14 protein-coding genes are annotated in these 19,934 nt (G+C 72.3%); 3 read left to right on the top strand and 11 right to left on the bottom strand.

Translation table 11 applies throughout. From position 1 onward, the window contains the following. Nucleotides 1–32 precede the first annotated feature (32 nt). Together GXP76_RS16265 and GXP76_RS16260 are read right to left on the bottom strand one after the other, a co-directional pair. Nucleotides 33–2,948 carry a putative bifunctional diguanylate cyclase/phosphodiesterase gene (locus GXP76_RS16265; RefSeq protein ID WP_374361251.1) on the bottom strand — a complete coding sequence of 972 codons (2,916 nt, stop codon included), beginning with the start codon at nt 2,946–2,948 and terminating at the stop codon, nt 33–35. Nucleotides 2,949–3,334: 386 nt separating this feature from the next. Then, nucleotides 3,335–4,273, bottom strand: a complete 939-nt coding sequence (locus tag GXP76_RS16260) for a 2-hydroxyacid dehydrogenase (protein ID WP_242572235.1) — start codon at nt 4,271–4,273, stop codon at nt 3,335–3,337. Nucleotides 4,274–4,446: 173 nt separating this feature from the next. On the opposite strand from GXP76_RS16260, the gene GXP76_RS16255 reads away from it, so the two are divergent. Together GXP76_RS16255 and GXP76_RS16250 are read left to right on the top strand one after the other, a co-directional pair. Beyond that, nucleotides 4,447–5,439 carry an aldo/keto reductase gene (locus tag GXP76_RS16255; RefSeq protein WP_242572234.1) on the top strand — a complete coding sequence of 331 codons (993 nt, stop codon included), beginning with the start codon at nt 4,447–4,449 and terminating at the stop codon, nt 5,437–5,439. A 38-nt stretch (nt 5,440–5,477) separates the two neighbouring features. Next, nucleotides 5,478–6,683 (top strand): sorbosone dehydrogenase family protein, encoded by a 1,206-nt coding sequence (locus GXP76_RS16250; RefSeq protein WP_242572233.1) that lies wholly within the window; start codon nt 5,478–5,480, stop codon nt 6,681–6,683. Nucleotides 6,684–7,217: 534 nt separating this feature from the next. Here GXP76_RS16250 and GXP76_RS16245 read toward each other — a convergent pair. The 6 genes from GXP76_RS16245 to GXP76_RS16220 form a co-directional block, all read right to left on the bottom strand. Next, complete coding sequence (locus tag GXP76_RS16245) at nt 7,218–10,259, bottom strand: AAA family ATPase (protein WP_242572232.1); 3,042 nt, start codon at nt 10,257–10,259, stop codon at nt 7,218–7,220. A 124-nt stretch (nt 10,260–10,383) separates the two neighbouring features. Beyond that, complete coding sequence (locus tag GXP76_RS16240) at nt 10,384–10,557, bottom strand: hypothetical protein (protein ID WP_242572231.1); 174 nt, start codon at nt 10,555–10,557, stop codon at nt 10,384–10,386. A gap of 289 nt (nt 10,558–10,846) precedes the next feature. Then, entirely contained in the window at nt 10,847–11,482 is a 636-nt protein-coding gene (locus GXP76_RS16235; RefSeq protein WP_242572230.1) for a hypothetical protein, read from the bottom strand. A gap of 46 nt (nt 11,483–11,528) precedes the next feature. Further along, nucleotides 11,529–12,089 carry a GNAT family N-acetyltransferase gene (locus GXP76_RS16230; protein WP_242572229.1) on the bottom strand — a complete coding sequence of 187 codons (561 nt, stop codon included), beginning with the start codon at nt 12,087–12,089 and terminating at the stop codon, nt 11,529–11,531. Nucleotides 12,090–12,112: 23 nt separating this feature from the next. Continuing rightward, a complete protein-coding gene (locus GXP76_RS16225; protein ID WP_242572228.1) occupies nt 12,113–14,395 on the bottom strand; it encodes an MMPL family transporter in 2,283 nt (760 codons plus the stop codon). Nucleotides 14,396–14,559: 164 nt separating this feature from the next. After that, the gene (locus tag GXP76_RS16220) at nt 14,560–16,707 is read right to left on the bottom strand and encodes a phosphocholine-specific phospholipase C (protein WP_242572227.1); all 2,148 of its coding nucleotides are present in this window, start codon (nt 16,705–16,707) and stop codon (nt 14,560–14,562) included. A 302-nt stretch (nt 16,708–17,009) separates the two neighbouring features. Between GXP76_RS16220 and GXP76_RS16215 the strand changes: the two genes are divergently transcribed. Then, nucleotides 17,010–17,627, top strand: coding sequence for an NAD(P)-dependent oxidoreductase (locus tag GXP76_RS16215; protein WP_242572226.1), 618 nt, complete (start codon nt 17,010–17,012; stop codon nt 17,625–17,627). A gap of 12 nt (nt 17,628–17,639) precedes the next feature. Here GXP76_RS16215 and GXP76_RS16210 read toward each other — a convergent pair whose 3' ends face one another. The 3 genes from GXP76_RS16210 to GXP76_RS16200 all read right to left on the bottom strand — a co-directional run. After that, on the bottom strand, nt 17,640–18,122 hold the full coding sequence (locus GXP76_RS16210) for a tetratricopeptide repeat protein (RefSeq protein WP_277993448.1): 483 nt from the start codon (nt 18,120–18,122) through the stop codon (nt 17,640–17,642). Nucleotides 18,123–18,241: 119 nt separating this feature from the next. Further along, on the bottom strand, nt 18,242–18,706 hold the full coding sequence (locus tag GXP76_RS16205; protein ID WP_308354144.1) for a universal stress protein: 465 nt from the start codon (nt 18,704–18,706) through the stop codon (nt 18,242–18,244). Further along, nucleotides 18,703–19,934 (bottom strand): SLC13 family permease (locus tag GXP76_RS16200; protein WP_242572224.1); only part of this gene is annotated, 1,232 nt, incomplete at its 5' end. The genes GXP76_RS16200 and GXP76_RS16205, both read right to left, overlap by 4 nt.

Genomic DNA, 19,934 nt, shown 5'->3' with positions numbered 1-19,934 from the left:
GCATTGACCCTCCCTCCGACGCGCTACCACTGTCAAGTGGGTGGGACTGGCGTCTCAACATTTGAGCGGACGGACGGTCGGGTGAGGGGCCGGGGGATCATGTCCGGGGTGGCCGCCCGTGTGCGGCGGACGGGCAGCGAGCTGCCGCTCAGCACGGGCAGCGGGGTGGCCCCGGGGAGGGGGAACGCGCCGCGCATCAGCGCGCGGCGCAGCCGGTACTCGTCGAGGGGTCCCGAGAAGGCCATGCCCTGGCCGTGGGTGCAGCCCATGGCGCGGAGCGCGAGGACCTGTTCCGGTACGTCGACGCCGTCGGCCACCGAGACCATGCCCAGGTCGGAGGCGATCCGGAGCAGCCCTGCCGTGATCTTGTGGAGCCTGGCCGACTCGACGACGCCCTCGACCAGTCCGCGGTCCAGTTTCAGTACGTCGACGGGGAGCCGGCGCAGCGCGTTGATCGCCGCGTAGCCGCTGCCGAAGCCGTCGAGGGCGATCCGGACGCCCAGACGGCGCAGCGCCAGCAGGCGGTGCTCCAGCTCGTCCAGGGACGTGCGCGGGTCGCTGTCGGCCAGCTCGATGAGCAGGGCGCCCGAGGGGAGCCCGTGGCGGGTCAGCAGGGCTTCGATGGAGCCGAGCGGCATGGAGCGGTCGAGCAGTCTGCGGGCGGAGAGGCGGACGGTCACCGGTACGAGGTGGCCCGTCCTGCCGCGCTCGGCGGCCTGCTCGACGGCTTGTTCGAGCAGCCAGCGCCCTAACTCGGCGGTGCGGTCGCTGTCGTCGGCGACCCGTAAGAACTCGGCGGGTGTGAAGAGGATGCCCTGGGCGGAGCGCCAGCGGGCCTGGGCGGCGACGGCGGAGACCTGTCCGGTGGACAGGTCGACCACGGGCTGGTGCAGCAGGGCGAACTCGCCGTCCCGCAGAGCCGTGCGGAGCCTCACGGCCAGTTCGGTCCTGCGGACCACGTCCGCCTGCATCTGGGGGGCGTACAGCTCGACGCGGTCCTTGCCGCCGGCCTTGGCGCGGTACATGGCGAGGTCGGCGTTGCGCATGAGGTGGGTGGGGGTTATGCCGGGTTCGGCGAAGGCGACTCCGATGGAGGCGGCGACACGGACATCGTTGCCGTCGATGCGGTACGGCTGCGACAGCTTCAGGCGCAGCCGGTCGGCGATCTCGTGGACCTGGTACTCCCGGGCGGTCTGGTCGTCGGTGCCGTCGCCGAGGATGAGGGCGGCGAACTCGTCCCCGCCGAGGCGGGCGGCGGTGTCCCCGGCCCGTACGGAGTCGTGGAGGCGGCGGGCCGCGTTGATCAGCAGTTCGTCGCCGACCTGGTGGCCGAGGCGGTCGTTGACGCCTTTGAAGCCGTCGAGGTCGATGAAGAGGACGGCTGTGCCGGGGTCGTTCGCCCGGCGCCCGGAGAGCGCCTGGCGGACCCGGGCGGTGAACAGGGCGCGGTTGGGCAGGTCGGTGAGCGGGTCGTGCTCGGCGTTGTGCTGCAACTGGGCCTGGAGCCGTACACGTTCGGTGACGTCCCGGCTGTTGAGGATGAGGCCGCCCTGGTGCCGGTTGACCGTGGACTCCACGTTCAGCCAGTCGCCGGAGCCGGATTTGAAGCGGCATTCGATGCGGGTGGTGGGCTCCTCCGTGGGAGGAGCGGCCAGGAAGCGGCGTACTTCGCGTTTGACCCGGCCCCGGTCGTCCGGGTGGATGATCGATTCCAGCGCGGCACCGACGAGGCCGTCCGCCTCGCGTCCGTAGACACCGGCCGCCGCGGGGCTGACGTAGTCCAGGGTGCCCTCGGGTCCGGCGATCATGATGACGTCGCTCGAACCCTGGACCAGGGAGCGGAAGTGGTTCTCCTTCTGGGCCAGTTCATGGGTGAGAGCGATGTTGTCGACGAGCATGATGCCCTGCCGTACGACCAGGGCGAGGACGACCGTGCAGCCGGTGAGGACCACGACGCGGTCGACCCGGCGGCCCTCGATGACGTTGTACAGGATCCCCAGGGTGCACACGGCGGCGGCGAGATACGGCGTCAGCGCGGCCAGGGAGCCCGCGATCGGCCTGGCGGGCTGCCGGGGCGCGCGGGGCGGCCGCACCTGCTCGGGCACGCTCTCGGCGGCCCTGCGCACGCCCCAGGGCGCGTACGCGAGCAGCAGGGACCCGGCGAACCAGCCCGCGTCGAGCAGTTGGCCCGAGCGGTAGTTCTCCCGGAGCAGCGGGGAGGTGAACAGGGCGTCGCACAGGACCGTGAGGGCGAGGGCGGCGATGGCGGAGTTGATGGCCGTACGGCTGCCGGTCGAGCGCCGGAAGTGCAGCGCGAGCACCATGCTGACGAGCACGATGTCCAGCAGCGGATAGGCGAGGGACAGCGCGGCGTGGGCGACGGTCTCGCCGTCGAAGTGCGTGGTGTGCGCGAGGGCCAGGCTCCAGGAGAGCGTGAGGAGCGAGCCGCCGATCAGCCAGGCGTCGAGACACAGGCAGACCCAGCCGGCCTTGCTGACAGGGCGTTTGGCGAGGACGAGGAGGCCGACGATGGCGGGTGGCGCGAAGCAGAGGAAGAACAGGTCGGCCAGGGAGGGGCTCGGAACGGGGCGGTCGAGCACGACCTCGTACCAGCCCCAGACCGCGTTCCCGCCGGCGGCCATCAGGGAGGAGAGCGAGAAGAGCATCCATGCGGGGCGGAACCGGCTGTCGTTGCCCCGGGCGTAGAGGAAGCAGGAGACGGAAGCGATGAGGGCGGCGATGCTGAGGCCGAAGTCGCCCATGAACAGGGCCACTTCGGGGGAACCCCAGCCGAGTGCCGCCCCGGTGGCGTAGCCCCCGCAGACGAGGGCGAGGAGGAGTTGTCCGAGGAGGCCGGTGCCGCCTCCTCCGGTGTCGGAGTCGCTGTCGGGGACGCCGGTGTCCTCCGGGGCGACGCGGGGGCCGAGGAGCGCCCCGGGGGGGCTCACGGGGCCACCTCGGGGGGTGTCGCCGTCACCGCCGACGCACCGGGTCCTCGCACCGCGGAGGGGCGCGTCGGTGAGGTGCGCCGCGGTGAGGCGCACGTCGGTGAGGTGCGCTTCGCCGTGGCCCGGTCCCGGATCGCCGGGGCCCGGCCTTGTGTCGGTGGGTCCGAAGGCCGCCGTGGACGGCCCTTCCGCGTCGGATCGTTCGTGCATCGGCAGTACATCGCCCGTCGCCCCCCTCGGATTCTGATCGCTCCGCCACGTCGCCCCTCGCGCGACGCGGCCCCCAGATCGGGACGATACACCAGAGTCGTCACTCAGGGACATAGTTCTTCTACTCTCCGTGACGAGCAGCGGAGTTGTCGTTCCCGAGTGCGGACCGGACCGGCTCAGCCGGTGGTGAGCACCTCGTTGCGCAGAGCGTCCCCCGCGGCGTAGCGGGTGAGTTGGTCGGCGAGCAGACGCTTGGCACGGGGCATGAAGGCCGAGGTGGATCCGCCCACGTGAGGGCTGATGACAACACCCGGAGCATGCCAGAGGGGATGGCCCGGTGGGAGGGGTTCCGGATCGGTGACGTCGAGCGCTGCCCTGATGCGTCCGCTCTCCAGCTCGGCGAGGAGCGCCTTGGTGTCGGCGACCTGGCCCCGCGCGACGTTCACGAACAGCGCGCCGTCCTTCATCCGGCCCAGGAACTCGGCGCCCGCCAGGCCCTTCGTCTCCTCGGTGAGCGGCGTCGACACGATCACGACGTCGGCCTGGGGCAGCAGGTCGGGCAGATCGGTGAGTGCGTGCACGGGGCCGCGCTCGGTGGCACGCGCGGAGCGCGCCACGCGCGCCACCCGCGCGCACTCGAAGGGCGCGAGCCGGTCCTCGATGGCGGCGCCTATCGAGCCGTAACCCACGATCAGGACGGACTTGTCGGCGAGCGCCGGGTAGAAGCCGGACCGCCACTCCTCGGCGTCCTGGCCCCGGACGAAGCCGGGGATGCCCCGCAGCGAGGCGAGGACGAGCGCGACGGTCAGTTCGGCGGTGCTGGCCTCGTGGACGCCCTTGGCGTTGCACAGGCGCACTCCGGGGGGTAGCGAGCCGAGCCCGGGGGCCACGTGGTCGATACCGGCGGAGAGGGTCTGTACGACGCGTACGGAGGTCATCGCGGCGAGCGGCCGGAGCGCGACCTCCATGCCCTTCATGTACGGGACCACGTAGAAGGCGCAGTCGGCCGGGTCGCCGGGAAAGTCGGGGGCACCGTCCCAGTGGAGGTAGTCCAGGCCGGCGGGGAGCCCCTCGATCTCGTCGGCCGGTATCGGCAGCCATACGTCTGAAGTCATGGTCAGGAGGCTATGCGAAGCCCCTGGGCCCGATGAAGGGCGTTCCACGGACCGGTACGGGGCGGGCGGCGGGGCGCGGGGACGCCGGGCCGAGCGGCGCGGGAGGCCCATGAGGTTAGCTGGAGTGTGCCCGGCGGGAGCGGGCACGGAAGGAAGCGGGAGGGGCGGGGCAGTTGGAGCGCAGGGCGATCGGCGGGACGGCACTCACGGTGGGCGCCGTCGGACTCGGCTGTATGCCGATGAGTTGGGCCTACAGCGCCTCCGAGCAGCGGGGGGACCGTTCGTCGCGGACCGTGCACGCGGCGCTCGACGCCGGTACGACTCTGCTCGACACGGCCGACATGTACGGCCCGTTCACCAACGAACTGCTGCTGGGGCGGGTGCTCGCGCAGCGGCGCGACGACGCGTTCGTCTCCACCAAGTGCGGTCTGCTGGTGGGCGATCAGCACATCGTCGCCAACGGCCGTCCCGGCTATGTGCGCCGGGCGTGCGACGCGTCGCTGCGGCGGCTGCGCACGGAGGTGATCGACCTCTACCAGTTGCACCGGGCAGACCCGGAGGTGCCGGTCGAGGAGACCTGGGGTGCGATGGCTGAGCTGGTGGCGGCGGGGAAGGTACGGGCGCTCGGGCTGTGCGCGGTCGACGCCCGCAGCTCACGCCGAGGCGGCACGGACCGCTACGGGGCGACGATCGCCCTGCTGGAGCGGATGCAGCAGGTGTTTCCGGTGAGCGCGGTGGAGGCGGAGCTGTCGGTGTGGGCGCCGGAGGCGGCGGAGCGGCTGCTGCCGTGGTGCGCGGCGCGGGGCGTGGGGCTCCTGGCGGCGATGCCGCTGGGGAGCGGCTATCTGACCGGCACGCTCACCCCCGGGCAGGGCTTCGAGCCGGACGACGTACGGGCCAGGCATCCGCGCTTCACGGCCGAGATGATGGCGTCGAACCAGCCGGTGGTGGCGGGGCTGCGGCGGGTCGCCGGGCGGCACGGGGCGACACCCGCGCAGGTGGCGCTGGCGTGGGTGCTGGCGCGCGGACCCCAGGTGGTGCCCGTTCCGGGGGCGAAGCGGGAGCGGTGGGCGGTGGAGAACGCGGCGGCGGCCGGGCTGGAGCTGTCGGCGACGGATCTGGCCGAGATCGCCGCGCTGCCCCCGGCGTGGGACTCGTGGCACTGATACCGGCCGGATGGGAACCTGGACGCGGGCCGCGGTGTATGAAACGTAGAGACGCAGCCGTCGAAGGGATCAAGACCGTGCAACGTGCTCCAGTGACGGCCGTGTTGGCCGCAGCGGCGCTATTCGTGGTGACCGCGTGCTCGTCCTCCGACGGCACGGCGAAGCCGGAGAGCCCGTCGGGTTCGCCGTCCTCGTCGGTGTCCGGCGGGTCGACGCCCCCGGACGGCGCGGAGCCGTCGGCGCCCCCCGCGAAGGGCTCGGCGAAGGTGGTGTCCACGCTGACGGAGGGCCTCAAGTCGCCGTGGGGTCTGGCGGCGCTGCCCGAGGGCGATCTGCTGGTCTCCTCGCGCGACGAGGGGACGATCACGCGGGTCGACTCGGAGACCGGCGAGAAGACGGACGTGGGCGCGGTGCCCGGTGTCGCTCCGGGCGGTGAGGGGGGTCTGCTGGGCCTCGCGATCTCCCCGTCGTTCGCCTCGGACACCTATGTGTACGCCTACTTCACGACGGACTCCGACAACCGCATCGCCCGGATGCTGTACGACCCGAAGAGGCCGGTGGGCCAGCAGTTGGGCGCGCCCGACACCATCCTGCGGGGCATTCCGAAGGGCAACATCCACAACGGCGGCCGGATCGCGTTCGGCCCGGACAAGATGCTCTACGCGGGCACGGGCGAGACAGGTGAGACGGGCCTCGCGCAGGACAAGAAGTCCCTGGGCGGGAAGATCCTGCGGATGACGCCGGACGGGCAGCCGGTGCACGGCAATCCGGAGGCGGATTCGGTCGTGTACACATACGGGCACCGCAATGTGCAGGGTCTCGCCTGGGACTCCGACAAGCGGCTGTGGGCGTCGGAGTTCGGCCAGAACACCTGGGACGAGCTCAATCTGATCGAGCCGGGCAAGAACTACGGCTGGCCGGAGGCCGAGGGCAAGGCCGGGAAGCCGGGCTTCGTCGATCCGGTGGAGGAGTGGAGGACGAGCGACGCCTCACCGAGCGGTATCGCCTTCGCCAAGGGGTCCATCTGGATGGCCGCGCTGCGCGGTGAGCGTCTGTGGCGGATCCCCTTGGCGGGCGTGAAGCCGTCGGCCGCGGCCCAGGCGTTCTTCGAGGGCGAGTACGGCCGTCTGCGCACGGTGGTGGCGACGGGCGACGGGGCGCTGTGGCTGATGACGAGCAACACGGACGGCCGGGGCACCCCGAAGCCGGGAGACGACAAGATCCTCCGCGTGGACGTGACATGACGCGGGCGACGTGAGGCACCGCCCGCCGCGTGTCCGAAAACCGCCGCCCCACCCGCCCGCGGGGCGGGGCGGGGCGGGGGCGGCTGGTGCGGTGCCTCGCCGGACGGAGGATCGGGCTCGTACCGGACGGGGCTGCACGGGCACGGCCTGGGACGTGTCGGCTGGATCAGTCCGGTTCGGGGAGCGCCGGCCGCGCTGCGGCTGGTGTCACGCGGGTGCGTGCGATCGCAGGGCGGCGGAGAGAGGCATGGCGGAGCCATGCCGACCGAGGGCAACGCAGGGGGCGCCTTCCGTACCCCGGGGACGCCGGGGAGAGCGTGCGAGCCGGGGCACGCGAGCCCGGCAGGATCCGCAAAGACTCGCCCTGGGCCGTGTCCGACACCTAGCGCCATCCGCCCGCAGGGCGGGGCCGGCGGCTGGTGCGGTGCATCGCAAGGCGATGGTCGGCCCCCTACCGAGCGGACTCGGCCGTCCGACGACAACGCGGCGAGGTGCCGTGCCAGGCCGCAGGCCAGGGGGTTCGTCAGACACCCCCTAGGTGTGAGTCGGCTCCAGGTCGGTGAAGAGGTGCAGGCGGTGGGTCATCGCCGCCGCCTCCGTGCGGCCCGAGACGCCGAGTTTGGCCAGGATGTTGGAGACGTGCACGCTCGCCGTCTTGGGTGAGATGTACAGCTCCTCGGCGATCTGGCGGTTGCTGAGGCCCTCGGCCACCCGGCGCAGGACGTCCCGTTCGCGGGGGGTCAGACCCAGTGAGCCGGCGGCGTCGGCCTCCGGGCCGGGGGCCGGGGCGAGTCGCGGGGTGGTGGAGAGGCTGATCCGTGCCCGGCCCGCGAGGAGTTCCGTCTCCTCGACCAGATGCCGTGCGCGGAGCCGTTTCGCCGTGGTGTGGGCCTGGATCAGGAGCGCGGTGGCCTGTTCCCGGTCGGCGGACGCGGCGAGGAGGTCCGCCGCCCAGCGGTGGCGGGCTTCGGCGAGTTCGTACGGCCGTTCCAGCGCCTCGAAGGCGGCCACGGCGCGGGCCCACAGCTTCGGGGCGACGATGCCGTCGGCGCGGGCGAGTTCGGCTTCGAGCAGCAGGTCGTACGCCCGCCAGACCGGGACGACGGCGGGCAGCCGCTTCGCGTGGTCGCGGACGATCGCCAGGATCGCCTCCCGTCCCGCGTCGGCCTCCGGCAGTCCGCGTGCGTCCGCCTCCATCGCCGCGGCCGAGCAGAGCAGCGGCAGTGCGTACCGCTGCATGCCCGGCGGGAAGCCCTGCGCGGCGACCTGTTCGAACTCGGCGCGGGCCTCGGCGAGCCGGCCTTGCCGCGCGGCGCTGACCATCGCGAGCCTGGCCGGTGCGATGACGTGCTGCGGCTGTGGGTCGTGCGGACCGAAGACCGCGCGGGCCAGGGTCACTTGGCTCTGGGCCTCCGCGGCGTCGCCGCGTCCGAGGGCGAGCAGCGCGCGCCTTACGGCCACCAGGGCGCGGGCCTTGGGGGCGTGCGCGATCTGGGCCGCTTCGTCGATCGCCGTCCGGGACTCGTTCCAGCGGCCGAGCGAGAAGAGTGATTCGCTCAGATTGACCCGGACCCAGGCTTCCTTGTCGGACAGTCCTCGCTGGTGGCAGAGGGTGATGCCGAGTTCGGCGGCGGCGACCGCCTCCTCCGAGCGGCCCACGCTCTCCAGCGTGGACGGCAGGTTGATGCTGATGCGGCCCAGGACACCGAGATTGCCAAGGTTGCCGAGTTCGAAGGCACGGTCCCGTACCGCGTACATCTCGGCGAGGCCCTCCTCGATGGATCCCGACTCGGTGGTGAGCCAGCCGCGCGTGGCCCTGGCGTTCAGTTCGATGTGCTCGGCGCCGACGAGGCGCGCGTACTCCACGGCGCGGTCGGCGGCGGCCAGGGTGTTGGGCCCCGGCCGGTGCAGGGCGCCCCAGCTCGCGACGTCGGAGAGGACCGAGGCGTGCACGGCGGACGGCGGCAGCCCGCGCACCAGGTCCTGGGCGGTGGCCAGTTCGTCCCAGCCGTCGCCGCGCGTGAGGTCCTGCACCAGCCGTGAGCGCTGCGTCCAGAACCAGGCGGCGCGCAGCGGGTCGTCCCCCGTCTCCAGAACCCGCATGGCCTTCTTGGACAGCGCCAGGGCGCGTTCGCGTTCGCCGCCGGAGCGGGCCGCGACGGTCGCCTCGGCGAGCAGATCGAGATAGCGCAGCGGGGCCCTCGCCCCTTCGGCGGTGGGCGGGTAGACCTCGGTGTCGTCCGGGGGTCTGAGGCGGGCCCGTATGTCCTCGGGCGCGGCGTCCCACAGCTCCATGGCGCGCTCCAGCAGGCGCAGTTGCTCGGCGTGGGCGTAGCGGCGGCGGGCCTCGACGGAGGCGAGCAGGACGACGGGCAGGGCTTTCGCGGCGTCGTGCGCGTGGTACCAGTACCCGGCGAGGCGGGTGGTGCTCTCGTCGCCCCGTACGAGGGAGGGGTCGGCCTCCAGGGCTTCGGCGAGGCGGCGGTTGAGCCGGGAGCGTTCGCCGGGGAGCAGGTCGTCGCTGATGGCCTCGCGGACGAGCGAGTGCCTGAAGCGGTACCCGTCGCCGTCCACCGGGAGGAGGATGTTCGCGCCGACAGCGGCCCGCAGCGCGTCGATCAGGTCGTCCTCGGAGAGCTGCGCGACGGCCAGCAGCAGGGGGAACTCGACGGTGGCGCCGCCCTCGGCGACGATCCTGGCCACCCGCTGGGCGTTCTCGGGCAGCGTCTCGACGCGGACGAGCAGCAGATCGCGCAGGGAGTCGGTGAGTCCGGAGCGGCAGCCGGACTCGATGGCGACGGCCAGTTCCTCCACGAAGAACGCGTTGCCGTCGGAGCGCCCGAAGATCTCGTCGACGAGGTGCGGCGCCGGCTCGTCTCCCAGGATGCCGTGCAGTTGCCGCCGGACCTCGGCGCGGCTGAAGCGGGAGAGCTCGATCCGGCTGACCGTACGCAGCCGGTCCAGCTCCGCGAGGAGCGGGCGCAGCGGGTGGCGGCGGTGGATGTCGTCGGTGCGGTAGGTGGTGATGACGAGGAGCCGGCCGCGGCGCAGCGTACGGAAGAGATAGGCGAGCAGATGGCGGGTGGAGGCGTCGGCCCAGTGCAGGTCCTCCAGGATGAGGACGACCGTGCGGTCGGCGGCGACGCGCTCCAGCAGCCGGACGGTGAGTTCGAAGAGGCTCGCCGTGCCGTGCTCCCCCAGGGCGTCGCTCGCCGAGGGACCCAACTCGGGGAGGATTCTGGCCAGTTCGCCTTCCTGGCCGTCGGCGGCGGCGGCGATCTCCCCGGGCAGCAGCCGCCGCAGACCGCGCAGGGCCGCGGAGAAGGGGGCGAACGGCAGGCCGTCACCGCCGATCTCCACGCAGCCGCCGACCGCGACGACGGCGCCGTCGCGGCAGGCCACCGAGATCAGCTCCTCGATGAGCCTGGTCTTCCCGACTCCCGCCTCGCCGCCGACGAGCAGGGCCTGCGGCTCGCCCGCGGCGGCGCGGGCGAGCGCTTCGGTGAGTGCGGTCAGCTCGCCGTCGCGACCGACGAACACGGGGCTGACTGACTTGGTCTCCACGATTCCGAGCATCGCACAGGGGTACGCCAGTGCGGCACTCGTTTTCGCCGGCGCCGCGTCCACCGCCGGCACCTGCGGCGACAGCGGATCCGGCGTCCTCAGGAGGTCCGGGCGGGCGGCCATCTCCGCGCGCCCGTCACGCCGCGCTCACGAACCGGCCCCGGTGCGATCCCACCCGCCTCTCGCCCTCGTTCCCGGCGTTGCGCGCGGCCTCCTTGCGGGCCGCGCGGACCTGGCGGACCAGCCGCCGGCCGTCGGCCTCACGGATCAGCTCGGCCGCCCGCATCTGCTGCATCTCGTACTCGAACATCTCGGCTCCCCTGTCATGAACTGTTTCGGCGTCTTGCGATGCCTCAACATTCGTCTCCCAGGGGGTGCGCCCGCATCGGGCGTGTGCCGCATCTTCGCGGCGTGCGGGCCTTAGGCGCGGGGGTGACGGGCCCGCGAACGGCCTAAGGCCCTGCCCCGTACCTCGGGCAGGGCCTCGGAAACGCCTTCCGAAACGCCTCACGCGCCGGACGGGACGGTGCCCGTGCGGCGCGTGAGGACGGTGGCGCGCGGCGATCCGTGAGGACCTCCGTGGAGCCGGTGGAGGCGCGTCAGCCGGTGGTCGGCGGGGCGGCCGGGGGCGGCTCCGGCAGGGAGACGAAGACGTCGAAGTACATGCCGATCGAGATCAGCAGGGCGAGCGCGCCGAGCGCGATACCGGCGACGGCGAACGGCTGCACCCAGCTCTTGCGCTGCGGCAGTCCGAGCGCCGCGAGGCCGACGATGAGCGCCAGCACGGCGAAGATGCCGTTGGTCAGCGCGGTGGCGTGCCAGGCGTCGCCGTAGATCTCGGAGATCTGCTGCTCCGGGGTGCCGGTCTGGCCGAGTTCGATCTGGCCGACGAGCGTCTCGCGTTCGGCGATCACCTTGCCGGACCAGGTGCCGATGAGCGCGACGAGCGAGAGCAGTACGGAGATGAGCGCCGTGGACGCGGCGGCGAGGCCGCTGGAGGGCGGCGGGGTGTACCCGCCGTCCAGGTCGTCGTCGAGCAGGTCGCCGTCGTCGCCGTCGTCGTCCGACGGGGATCCGGCACCGTCGGCGCCGCCCGCCTCAGGGTTCTCCCCCGGGTCCTTGGCCAGGCTCGGGCCCGGTGCGTCGTTCTTGTCGGCAGCAGCCGGAACGGCACGCTCCGACTTGTTGTCGCCGCTTTCGTCCGCGGGCTCTTCTGGCTTGGTCGTGGGGTTCATGCGCCGCACGGTAGGCGGCCCGTATGAGAGATCCATGAGAGTTTCCTCAGGGGGTGTTCCGCCGCAGCTCACGCCACTCGGGAGCCAGTACGGCCCAGATCTCCTGGTCCTGCCGGCGGCCGTGGTGGAGGTTGCTCTCGCGCAGAATCCCGTCGAGCCGCAGGCCGAGCCGCTTCGCGACCCTGATGCTCGCGAGGTTCTCCGACGAGGCCACCCACTCGACGCGGTGGATGCCGCGCCGGTCCACCGCCCAGTCGATGAGCACCGTTATCGCGCGGGTCACCAGTCCGCGCCCCGTGGCCGCCGGTTCGAGCCAGCAGCCGACCTCGCAGGTGCCACCCCGCGCGTCGAAGATCCGGAAGAGGACGCCGCCGACGAGGGTGTCGTCGAGCCAGATCCCGTAGATCCGTCCGGCGTCGGCGGCCTGCTTGTGCGCGTATGTGGTGAGGAACGTCCGCGCCGATTCGAGGTCGGTGACGATGTCGGCGAGCCCGACGTGTTCGGTCACCAGCTCCCTCGCACGGTCCATGTGCGTGAGGAACTCCTCGGCCTGCCAGGGCTCCAGCGGTCTCAGTTCCGCCTCGTCACCCAGTGATGTCGCGAACATCGCGCTCCTTCTGTCCGGTGGGCTCAGGTACGGCCCGTACGCCCCGGCACGTGGTCCACACGCTCCGCGTACTCCTCGCGCCGTGCCGGGATCCTCCCAGACGTACGGCGGCCGGCGGCGGGCGCCTCGATGCTGATCCGAGGCAGCCAGCGGTCCAGCGTCCGCGGCAGCCACCAGTTGGCGCCGCCCAGCAGATGCATCAGGGCGGGCACGAGGAGCGTACGGAGGACGAAGGCGTCCAGCGCGACCGCCGCGGCCAGCCCGATGCCGAACATCGCGATGACGCGGTCCCCGGTGAGGACGAAGGCGAGGAAGACCGAAATCATGATCACGGCGGCCGAGTTGATCACGCGGCCGGTCTCGGCGAGGCCGACCCGAACGGCGCGTCTGTTGTCGCCGGTCTCCAGCCACTCCTCGTACATCCGGCTCACCAGGAAGACCTGGTAGTCCATGGAGAGGCCGAAGAGGACGGAGACCATGATCACGGGCAGGAACGGCTCGATCGGGCCCGCGCTGCCCAGGCCGAGGAGTTCGCTCCCCCAGCCCCACTGGAAGATCGCGACGACGATCCCGAAGGACGAGGCGACGGCGGCCACGTTCATGACCGCCGCCTTCAGTGGGATGCCGACGGAACGGAAGGCGAGCAGGAGCAGCAGACAGCCGAGGGCGACGACGACGCCGACGAAGAGCGGGAGTTTGCCGACGACGACGTCGGCGAAGTCGTCGTAGCTCGCGGTGACGCCGCCGACGGACACCTCCAGGGAGGTGCCCTCCTCGGCGCGGGGCAGCACCTCCGTACGGAGGTGGTCGACGAGGTCGCTGGTGCGCTCCGACTGCGGGGACGATTCGGGGACGACGGTGAGCAGGGCCGTGTCGCCGCTGCCGTTGAAGACGATCGGCCCGACGGAGGCGACGCCCTCCGACTCGCGCAACGTGTTCGGGAGTTGGTCCATCGCGAGCCGGTCGTCGGCGCCGTCCAGTTCGGCGACGAGGGTCAGCGGGCCGTTGACGCCGGGGCCGAAGCCCTCGGCGAGCCGGTCGTACGCCTGGCGGGTGGTGCTGGTCGCCGGGTTGTTGCCCTGGTCGGAGGTGCCCAGGTGGAGCGAGAAGGTGGGCAGGGCGAGCACCAGCATCACGACCACGGCGGCGGCGCCGAGCAGCCGGGGATGGCGCGCCACGAAGTGGGACCAGCGGGCGGCGAAGCCGGTGGGCCGCTCGGGCTGCGGACCGTGCTCGGCGAGGCGGGCGCGTTCGCGGCGGCTCAGCGCGCGCCCGCCCGTGTACGAGAGCAGGGCGGGCAGCAGGGTCACGGACGCGGCGACCGTCAGCGCGACGGTGAGCGAGGCGGCGATCGCGACGCCGTTGAGGAAGCTCAGCCGCAGCACCAGCATGCCGAGCAGCGCGATACAGACGGTGGCCCCGGCGAAGACGACGGCGCGCCCCGTGGTGGCGACGGCCTCCGTGGCCGCCCGCGTGACCGTGAGGCCCTGTTTGAGGCCCTTGCGGTGTCTGGTCACGATGAACAGCGCGTAGTCGATGCCGACGCCGAGACCGACGAGCAGTCCGAGCATGGGCGCGAAGTCGGCCACGGTCATGAGGTGGCCGAGGAGCGCGATGCCCGCGTACGCCGTTCCGACGGAGACCAGCGCGGTGGCGATGGGCAGCAGGCTCGCGGCGAGGGAGCCGAAGGCGAGGAAGAGGACGACGGCGGCCATGGCGACGCCCACGATCTCCGCCGTGTGCGCGGTGGTGCCTTCGGTGAGGGCGACGGCGCTGCCGCCGAGTTCCACCTGGAGATCGTCGGTGGCCGCCTTCTTCGCGGTGTCGACGACAGCCTGGGCCTGTGCGGCGGGGATGTCGTCGACCTGCTCCTCGAAGATGACGACGGCGTACGCGGTGCGGCCGTCCTCGCTGATCTGACGGGCGCTCTCGCCGTCGTCCGGGCCGGGTGTGTACGGGGGCGTCCCGGCGCCGTCGGTGAGGGCGTACGGGCTCGTCACGCCGGCCACGCCGGGCAGCTTGGCGATCTCACCGAGCGTGACACCCATGCGCAGTTCGACGTCCTGCGCGCGGACGGAGCCGCGTTCGGTGTGCCAGACCACGGTGTCGCTGTCGCCGCCGCGGCCGGGGAAGCCGCTCTCCAGGAGTTCGACGGCGTGGCCGGACTCGGTGCCGGGTGCCTCGTAGTCGTTCGAGTACGAGGTCCCGGCGACGACGGCGCCGGTGGCCGTGGAGCCGAGGGCCAGCAGCCACAGGAGTACGACCAGGAGCCGGTGCCTGACGCACCACCGCGCGACTGCTGCCAACGGTCTGCTCCCCTGCGTGGATCGGAGAGCCCGATTCTGACATCGAATCGTGATCGTTTGCCCGTTTGGTGGGGTTACTCACACGCGGTTGACCTGGCGTTCGACCGGTAGGAGGCGACAATTCCGCTTCGGCATCCGGTTCATTTTCCCGTGCGGTTCGCGCTTCAGCCGGAGACGCTCGGCTTCCCGTTCTCGATGTGTCCCATCAGCCGTCGCCGGAAGCCCCGGCCGGCCGTCACCTCGATGTCGTACCACCCGTGGGCGTCGGCGGCCGAGTGCGCGACGCTGCGGCGGCGTCCCGGCTTGACCGTGAACTCGCGCTTCCAGTCGCCGAGATCCGCCTCGTCGGCGTAGCCGAGCGAGCGCACCGTGAAGGTGACGGGCAGGTCCCCGTCATTACGGAGGGTGAGGTGCAGATCACGGTCGTGGTGGTCGACGGACGAGGTGACCTCGGCTCCGCCGCCCGCGACGGGGCCGGCGAATTCACGGCGGAAACCGTTGGGGCCGGTGATCGTGAAGCGGTAGGCGTCACCGGTGAGCGGCACCGTCCACCGCGCCGTGCCCCGCACGTCCCGGTGCTGCGGGACGTCGAACTCACCCTCGTACGGATAGAGCGCCAGGTGCGCGCTCGCCCGCCCCGTGTTGCGCAGTTCGAGCCGCAGGACGCGCGCCCCGGCGTCGTCCACCGCGAGGCGGCCGTGGACGTCCGGCTGGTACGGCAGCGGCCGTGCGGGGCGCGTGCCGGGCTCCTGCGCCGGCATCCGCTGGACGGCCGGCGGCACGGGCCGCCAGCGCCCCGTGAACGGCGGAACGGGCCCGGGCTGTTCGACGTCCGGGCGCGCACGGCCCCGTCCGAAATCGAAGGCGGACGTCAGATCGCCGGTGACGGTGCGCCGCCACGGCGTGATGTTGGGCTCCTTCACTCCGGTCCACGTCTCCAGGAAGCGGACGACCGACGTGTGGTCGAAGACCTGCGAGCAGACGTAACCGCCCACGGTCCACGGCGAGACGACGAGCAGCGGCACGCGGATGCCGAGCCCCGTCGGACGGCCCTCCCAGCGCTCGTGGGGATCGTCCACGGGCGGCACGGGGGGCGGGACATGGTCGAAGAAGCCGTCGTTCTCGTCGTAGTTGATCAGCACGACCGTGTGCCGCCAGACGTCCGGGTGCGCGCCGAGCGCGTCGAGCACCTGGTAGACGAGACCGGCGCTGGCGACCGGTGAGGACGCGCCGGGGTGCTCGGAGTCGACCGCCGACGGCACCAGGTACGACACCTCGGGCAGCCGCCCCGCGGCGACGTCGGCGCGGAACGCCGCGGCGAGGGTGCCCGACTCGACGCGGCGCAGCCCGCGTTCGAAGAGCGACCGTTCGCGGGTGGTGAGGGCCGCGACGCCCTCGTCGAGCGCGGCGAGGAGCTTCGCCCGTGCGGCGGGGTCCCGCGTCTCGCGCACCGCGGCGTAGAAGGACTCCATGTAGGTGAAGTCGCCGGCGCCTTCCAGCTCACGTGCCTTGACGAGCGCCTTGCGCGCGATCTTCTTGAAAGAGGTGAAGAACTCGATGTTGTTGTCGGTGAAGTTCTCCCACTCCGTGTACGTCTTCCAGCTCCGCCCGGCCTTCTCCAGCCGCTCCGCGTAGGTCGGCCACGCGTAGCCGGGGTGCCTGCCCTCGTCGTACGCGTCGTTGCCGACCGCGCGCCGCCCGTCGGCCTCGTGGCCGGTCCAACCGCTCCACAGATGGTTGCGGTTGGGGCTCGTGGAGGTGTGGACCGACGAGTGGTAGGCGTCGCAGACGGTGAAGGTGTCCGCCAGCTCGTAGTGCAGCGGGATGTCGGCGCGGTCGTAATAAGCCATGGTGGCGGCGGTCTTGGCGGAGACCCAGCCGTCCATCCAGCCGTTGTTCCACGCCTTGGCGCCGCCGTTCCAGGAGTGGTCGAGGTCGCCTATGTACTGAAGGTCCTTCCGCTGTGCCTCGGCGGCGTCGCGTACGGGGAAGGGCAGGACGGTGGCGCCGTCTTCGTCCCGCGCCGTGGGCGCGGCGGCCGGCTGCTCGAACACGGGGCGGCCGTTGGGCAGTTCGACAGCGTTGCGGTCACCGAAGCCGCGTACGCCGCGCAGCGTGCCGAAGTAGTGGTCGAACGACCGGTTCTCCTGCATCAGCACCACGACATGCCTGACGGCGTCCAGTCCGCCGGCCGGCGCCTCGGCGGCGATGGCGGCCCGCAGGGACGGCGGCAGTACGGAGCCCGCCGCGGCGGCACCGACGGCGCCGCCCCCGAGCGCGAAGAGCCGGCGCCGAGAAATGTCAGTGGCCAAGAGATCCTCCCGAGTCAGGTGCTACGGCTCGGAAGCTAGCCACCAAGGGTGGCGGCGGGAAGACCCGGGGACGGCCCGCCGGTGAACGTCCGAGAGCCGCCCCCGCCGGGGGCCGTACCGCGAAGCGCGTTGTGCCCGCCGGGTCCGGGCCGATCCGTAGCGGCCGGGACACTGCGTGGCGCAAGCTGAGCGGGTCCGCCGACCGCACCTCCCGGGGAAGCCCTCGCGGGCTCCACACGAGCGGGGCCGATGATGAGACCCATGACGACGAGACCCATGCAGACGACAGGGACAGCCAGCCCATGAATGTCACCGTGTTCGGCGCCACCGGGCGTACCGGACAAGCCTTCCTCATCGCCGCCGCGCGCGCCGGGCACCGCACCACCGCACAGGTGCGGGAACCGGCGCGGCTCGGCGCCGCCCCCGTCGACCGGGTGGTGACCGGCAGCCCCTTCGACGAGAGCGCCGTGGCCGATGCCCTGACCGGCGCCGACGCCGCGGTGATCGCGTTCGGCCTCAAGGGCAACCGGACGACGCCTCTGTACTCACGCGGCACCGAGCTGATCGTGGAGGCGATGCGCGAGCCGGGCGTACGGCGGCTGATCGTCGTCTCGGAGGCCGGTTACGGCTCGCACGTACGCGGACTGTCGGGCCGCACCATCGCCGCGCTCTACCGGGCGACGGCCCGCCCTCTCCTGCGGGAACGGGAGGCGCAGGACGCGGTGATCCTCACCAGCGGCCTCGACTGGACCGTCGTGCGGTCCGGGGTACTGCACCACGGTCCCGCGCGCGGCAACCGCCGCAGGTCGTTCACGCCGCACCGGGGCCTCGCGCCCCGTACGACCTACGAGGACCTCGCCGACCTCGTCCTGGACGCCCTGGACGACCCCGCGACGTACGGCCGCGACCTGTACCCGTAGAGGGCGGCCCCCTCACGGGCCCTGAACGACCTCGCGCAGGTCCTTGGCGTAGTGGCCGATCGCCGCGCGGTAGGACCGCACGCTCGGGTCGTCGCTGGTCGTGGCCAGCAGCTCCAGGAGGATGCGCATCGCCTCGTCGTGCTCCCCGGTGTTGAACAGCGCCATCGCGAGGAAGGTCCGCAGGGCGCCGTCGTCGGGGAATTCCGCCAGCCCGCCCCGCAGCGTCACGACGGCCTTCTCGTACCGGCCGAGGATCCGGAACGTGCTGCCGAGACCGACCAGCGCGCCGCGTCGGTCCTGCTCCGGCAGGTCCGTTCCGGCCAGGGCGGTTTCGTAGTAGGCGACGGCCTCCGCCTCCAGGCCCAGGGCGTCGTGGGTCCAGGCGGTCTGATAGGCGATCACGGCGTCGCCGGGGTGGCGGTCGGCGAGAGCCACCAGCCGCTCGCGGGCCTGTTCCGCTGCCCCGCGGCTGCGCAGCGCGACGGCTTCGGCCAGAAGCTCGTCCTTGCTCCGCCCGGTCTCCGGGTCCTCCGCGTTTTCGGGGTTCTCGGTGTTCTCTGTGTTCTCTGTGTTCACGCCGGAATTGTCGCACCGGGCCCGCGCGTTGCCCCCGCTCAGTTCCGGTGCGGCCACACCAGCAGGACCGGGCACGGCGCGTGGTCCACCACGAAACGGGACTCGGGACCGAGGCTGTGCGGGCCCGGTCTGTCGGGGTCGCCGTCGCGCGCGCAGATGAGCAGGTCCGCGTCCGCCGCCGCGCGGACGACCTCCTCCTGAGGACGGCCGTGCCGGTCGAGCAGTTCGCAGGGCCGGCCGAGCCGGTGCGCGGCCTCTTCAAGGAGGTCGGCGCCCGCCACCCCGGACAGCTCCTCCAGCCGGCTGCCGGGGTCGCGCTCGGGCCCGTGGCCGCGGCCGAGAAGCCCCGCGTACGCGCGGTGCGCCTCGGCGGCGATCCGGTCGTCGCCGACGTGCAGCAGTACGACGTGGTCGTCCGCCGCTCTGTCGCGCGCGGCGTCGACACACGCGGGCCACGTGGACGGGCTGATCCAGACGAGGGCGGTTGTCTTCACGTCACTCACAACTGGAGCGTGCCCCACAGGGCGACGGTCGAAGCGATCAGTGTCGCGGGAACGGTGAGCAGCCCGAGCCGGGTGAACTGCCCGAGCGAGGGCGCGGAGTCGTGTTCGTGCAGGACACGGCGCCACAGAAGGGTGGCGAGGGAGCCGACGTACGTGAGGTTGGGGCCCAGATTCACCCCGATGAGCGCGGCGAGTACGGGGCCGGGGCCCGCGGGGGCGACGACGGGCAGCAGGGCGAGGATCGCGGGCAGGTTGTTGATCAGATTGGCAAGGAGCGCGGCGACGGCGGCGATCGCGAGCAGGGTGGTGAGGGAGTCGCCGTTCGGGAGGATCCGGTCGATTCCGGTGTCGAGGCCGTTGTCGACGACGGCCTTGACGGTGACGCCCAGGGCGAGCACGAAGAGGCAGAAGAGCGGGGACGCGGCGCGGAAGAGGGCGGGGACCGTGGTGCGTCGGCGCCGTAGCGCGCGGGCGGCGAGCACGGCCGCGCCGGCGCAGGCCGCCCAGAGGGGTTCGATGCCGATCAGGGAGGTGACGGCGAACGCGACGAGTGTCAGGCCGAGGACGACGAGCGTGAACGTCGGTACGGCGCGCGGCTCGACCTCTTTGGGAGGGTGCGCCACGACGGCCAGGTCGGCCGCGAAGAAGCGGCGCAGGACGACGTACTCGACGGCGATCGCCGCGAGCCACGGGAGCGCCATGAGCAGGGCGAACCGGGTGAAGGACAGACCGCTGGCCGTGAACGCCAGGAGATTGGTCAAGTTGGAGACGGGGAGCAGCAGCGACGCGGAGTTCGCGAGGTGGGTGCAGGCGTAGACGTGCGGGCGGGGGTGGGCCCCGACGCGGCTCGCGGTCACGAAGATGACGGGCGTGAGGAGGACGACGGTGGCGTCGAGGCTGAGTACGGCGGTGGTGACGGCGGCGACGCCGAAGACGCCGCCGAGCAGTCGGCGCGGGTGCCCGCCGCAGAGACGGGCGACGGCGTCGCCTGCCGCGTCGAACAGGCCGTCGTCGTCGCAGAGTTGGGCGAGTACGAGAATCGCCGCGAGGAACCCGACGACGGGAAGGAGGGTGTGGGTCTGCTCCCACGCCTCGCCGGGCGAGACGGCGCCGAGTGCGACGAGGAGCCCGGCGGCGGGGAGTGCGGCGACGGCCTCGGGCAGTCCTCTCGGCCGCGCGACGGCGAAGACGAGTACGCCGAGGAGGAGCCCGACGGACACGATCTCGG

The sequence above is a fragment of the Streptomyces sp. NP-1717 genome (assembly GCF_022695985.1).
Classification (GTDB): domain Bacteria; phylum Actinomycetota; class Actinomycetes; order Streptomycetales; family Streptomycetaceae; genus Streptomyces.
Note: the sequence above shows the minus strand (reverse complement) of the source record. Positions and strands in the feature narration are given on the sequence as shown.

Coding starts and splice junctions, on each gene's coding strand:
- GXP76_RS16240 (WP_242572231.1), bottom strand. CDS start 10,557: ATGTTCGAGTACGAGATGCAGCAGATGCGGGCGGCCGAGCTGATCCGT.
- GXP76_RS16260 (WP_242572235.1), bottom strand. CDS start 4,273: ATGACTTCAGACGTATGGCTGCCGATACCGGCCGACGAGATCGAGGGG.
- GXP76_RS16235 (WP_242572230.1), bottom strand. CDS start 11,482: ATGAACCCCACGACCAAGCCAGAAGAGCCCGCGGACGAAAGCGGCGAC.
- GXP76_RS16245 (WP_242572232.1), bottom strand. CDS start 10,259: ATGCTCGGAATCGTGGAGACCAAGTCAGTCAGCCCCGTGTTCGTCGGT.
- GXP76_RS16230 (WP_242572229.1), bottom strand. CDS start 12,089: ATGTTCGCGACATCACTGGGTGACGAGGCGGAACTGAGACCGCTGGAG.
- GXP76_RS16250 (WP_242572233.1), top strand. CDS start 5,478: ATGAAACGTAGAGACGCAGCCGTCGAAGGGATCAAGACCGTGCAACGT.
- GXP76_RS16215 (WP_242572226.1), top strand. CDS start 17,010: ATGAATGTCACCGTGTTCGGCGCCACCGGGCGTACCGGACAAGCCTTC.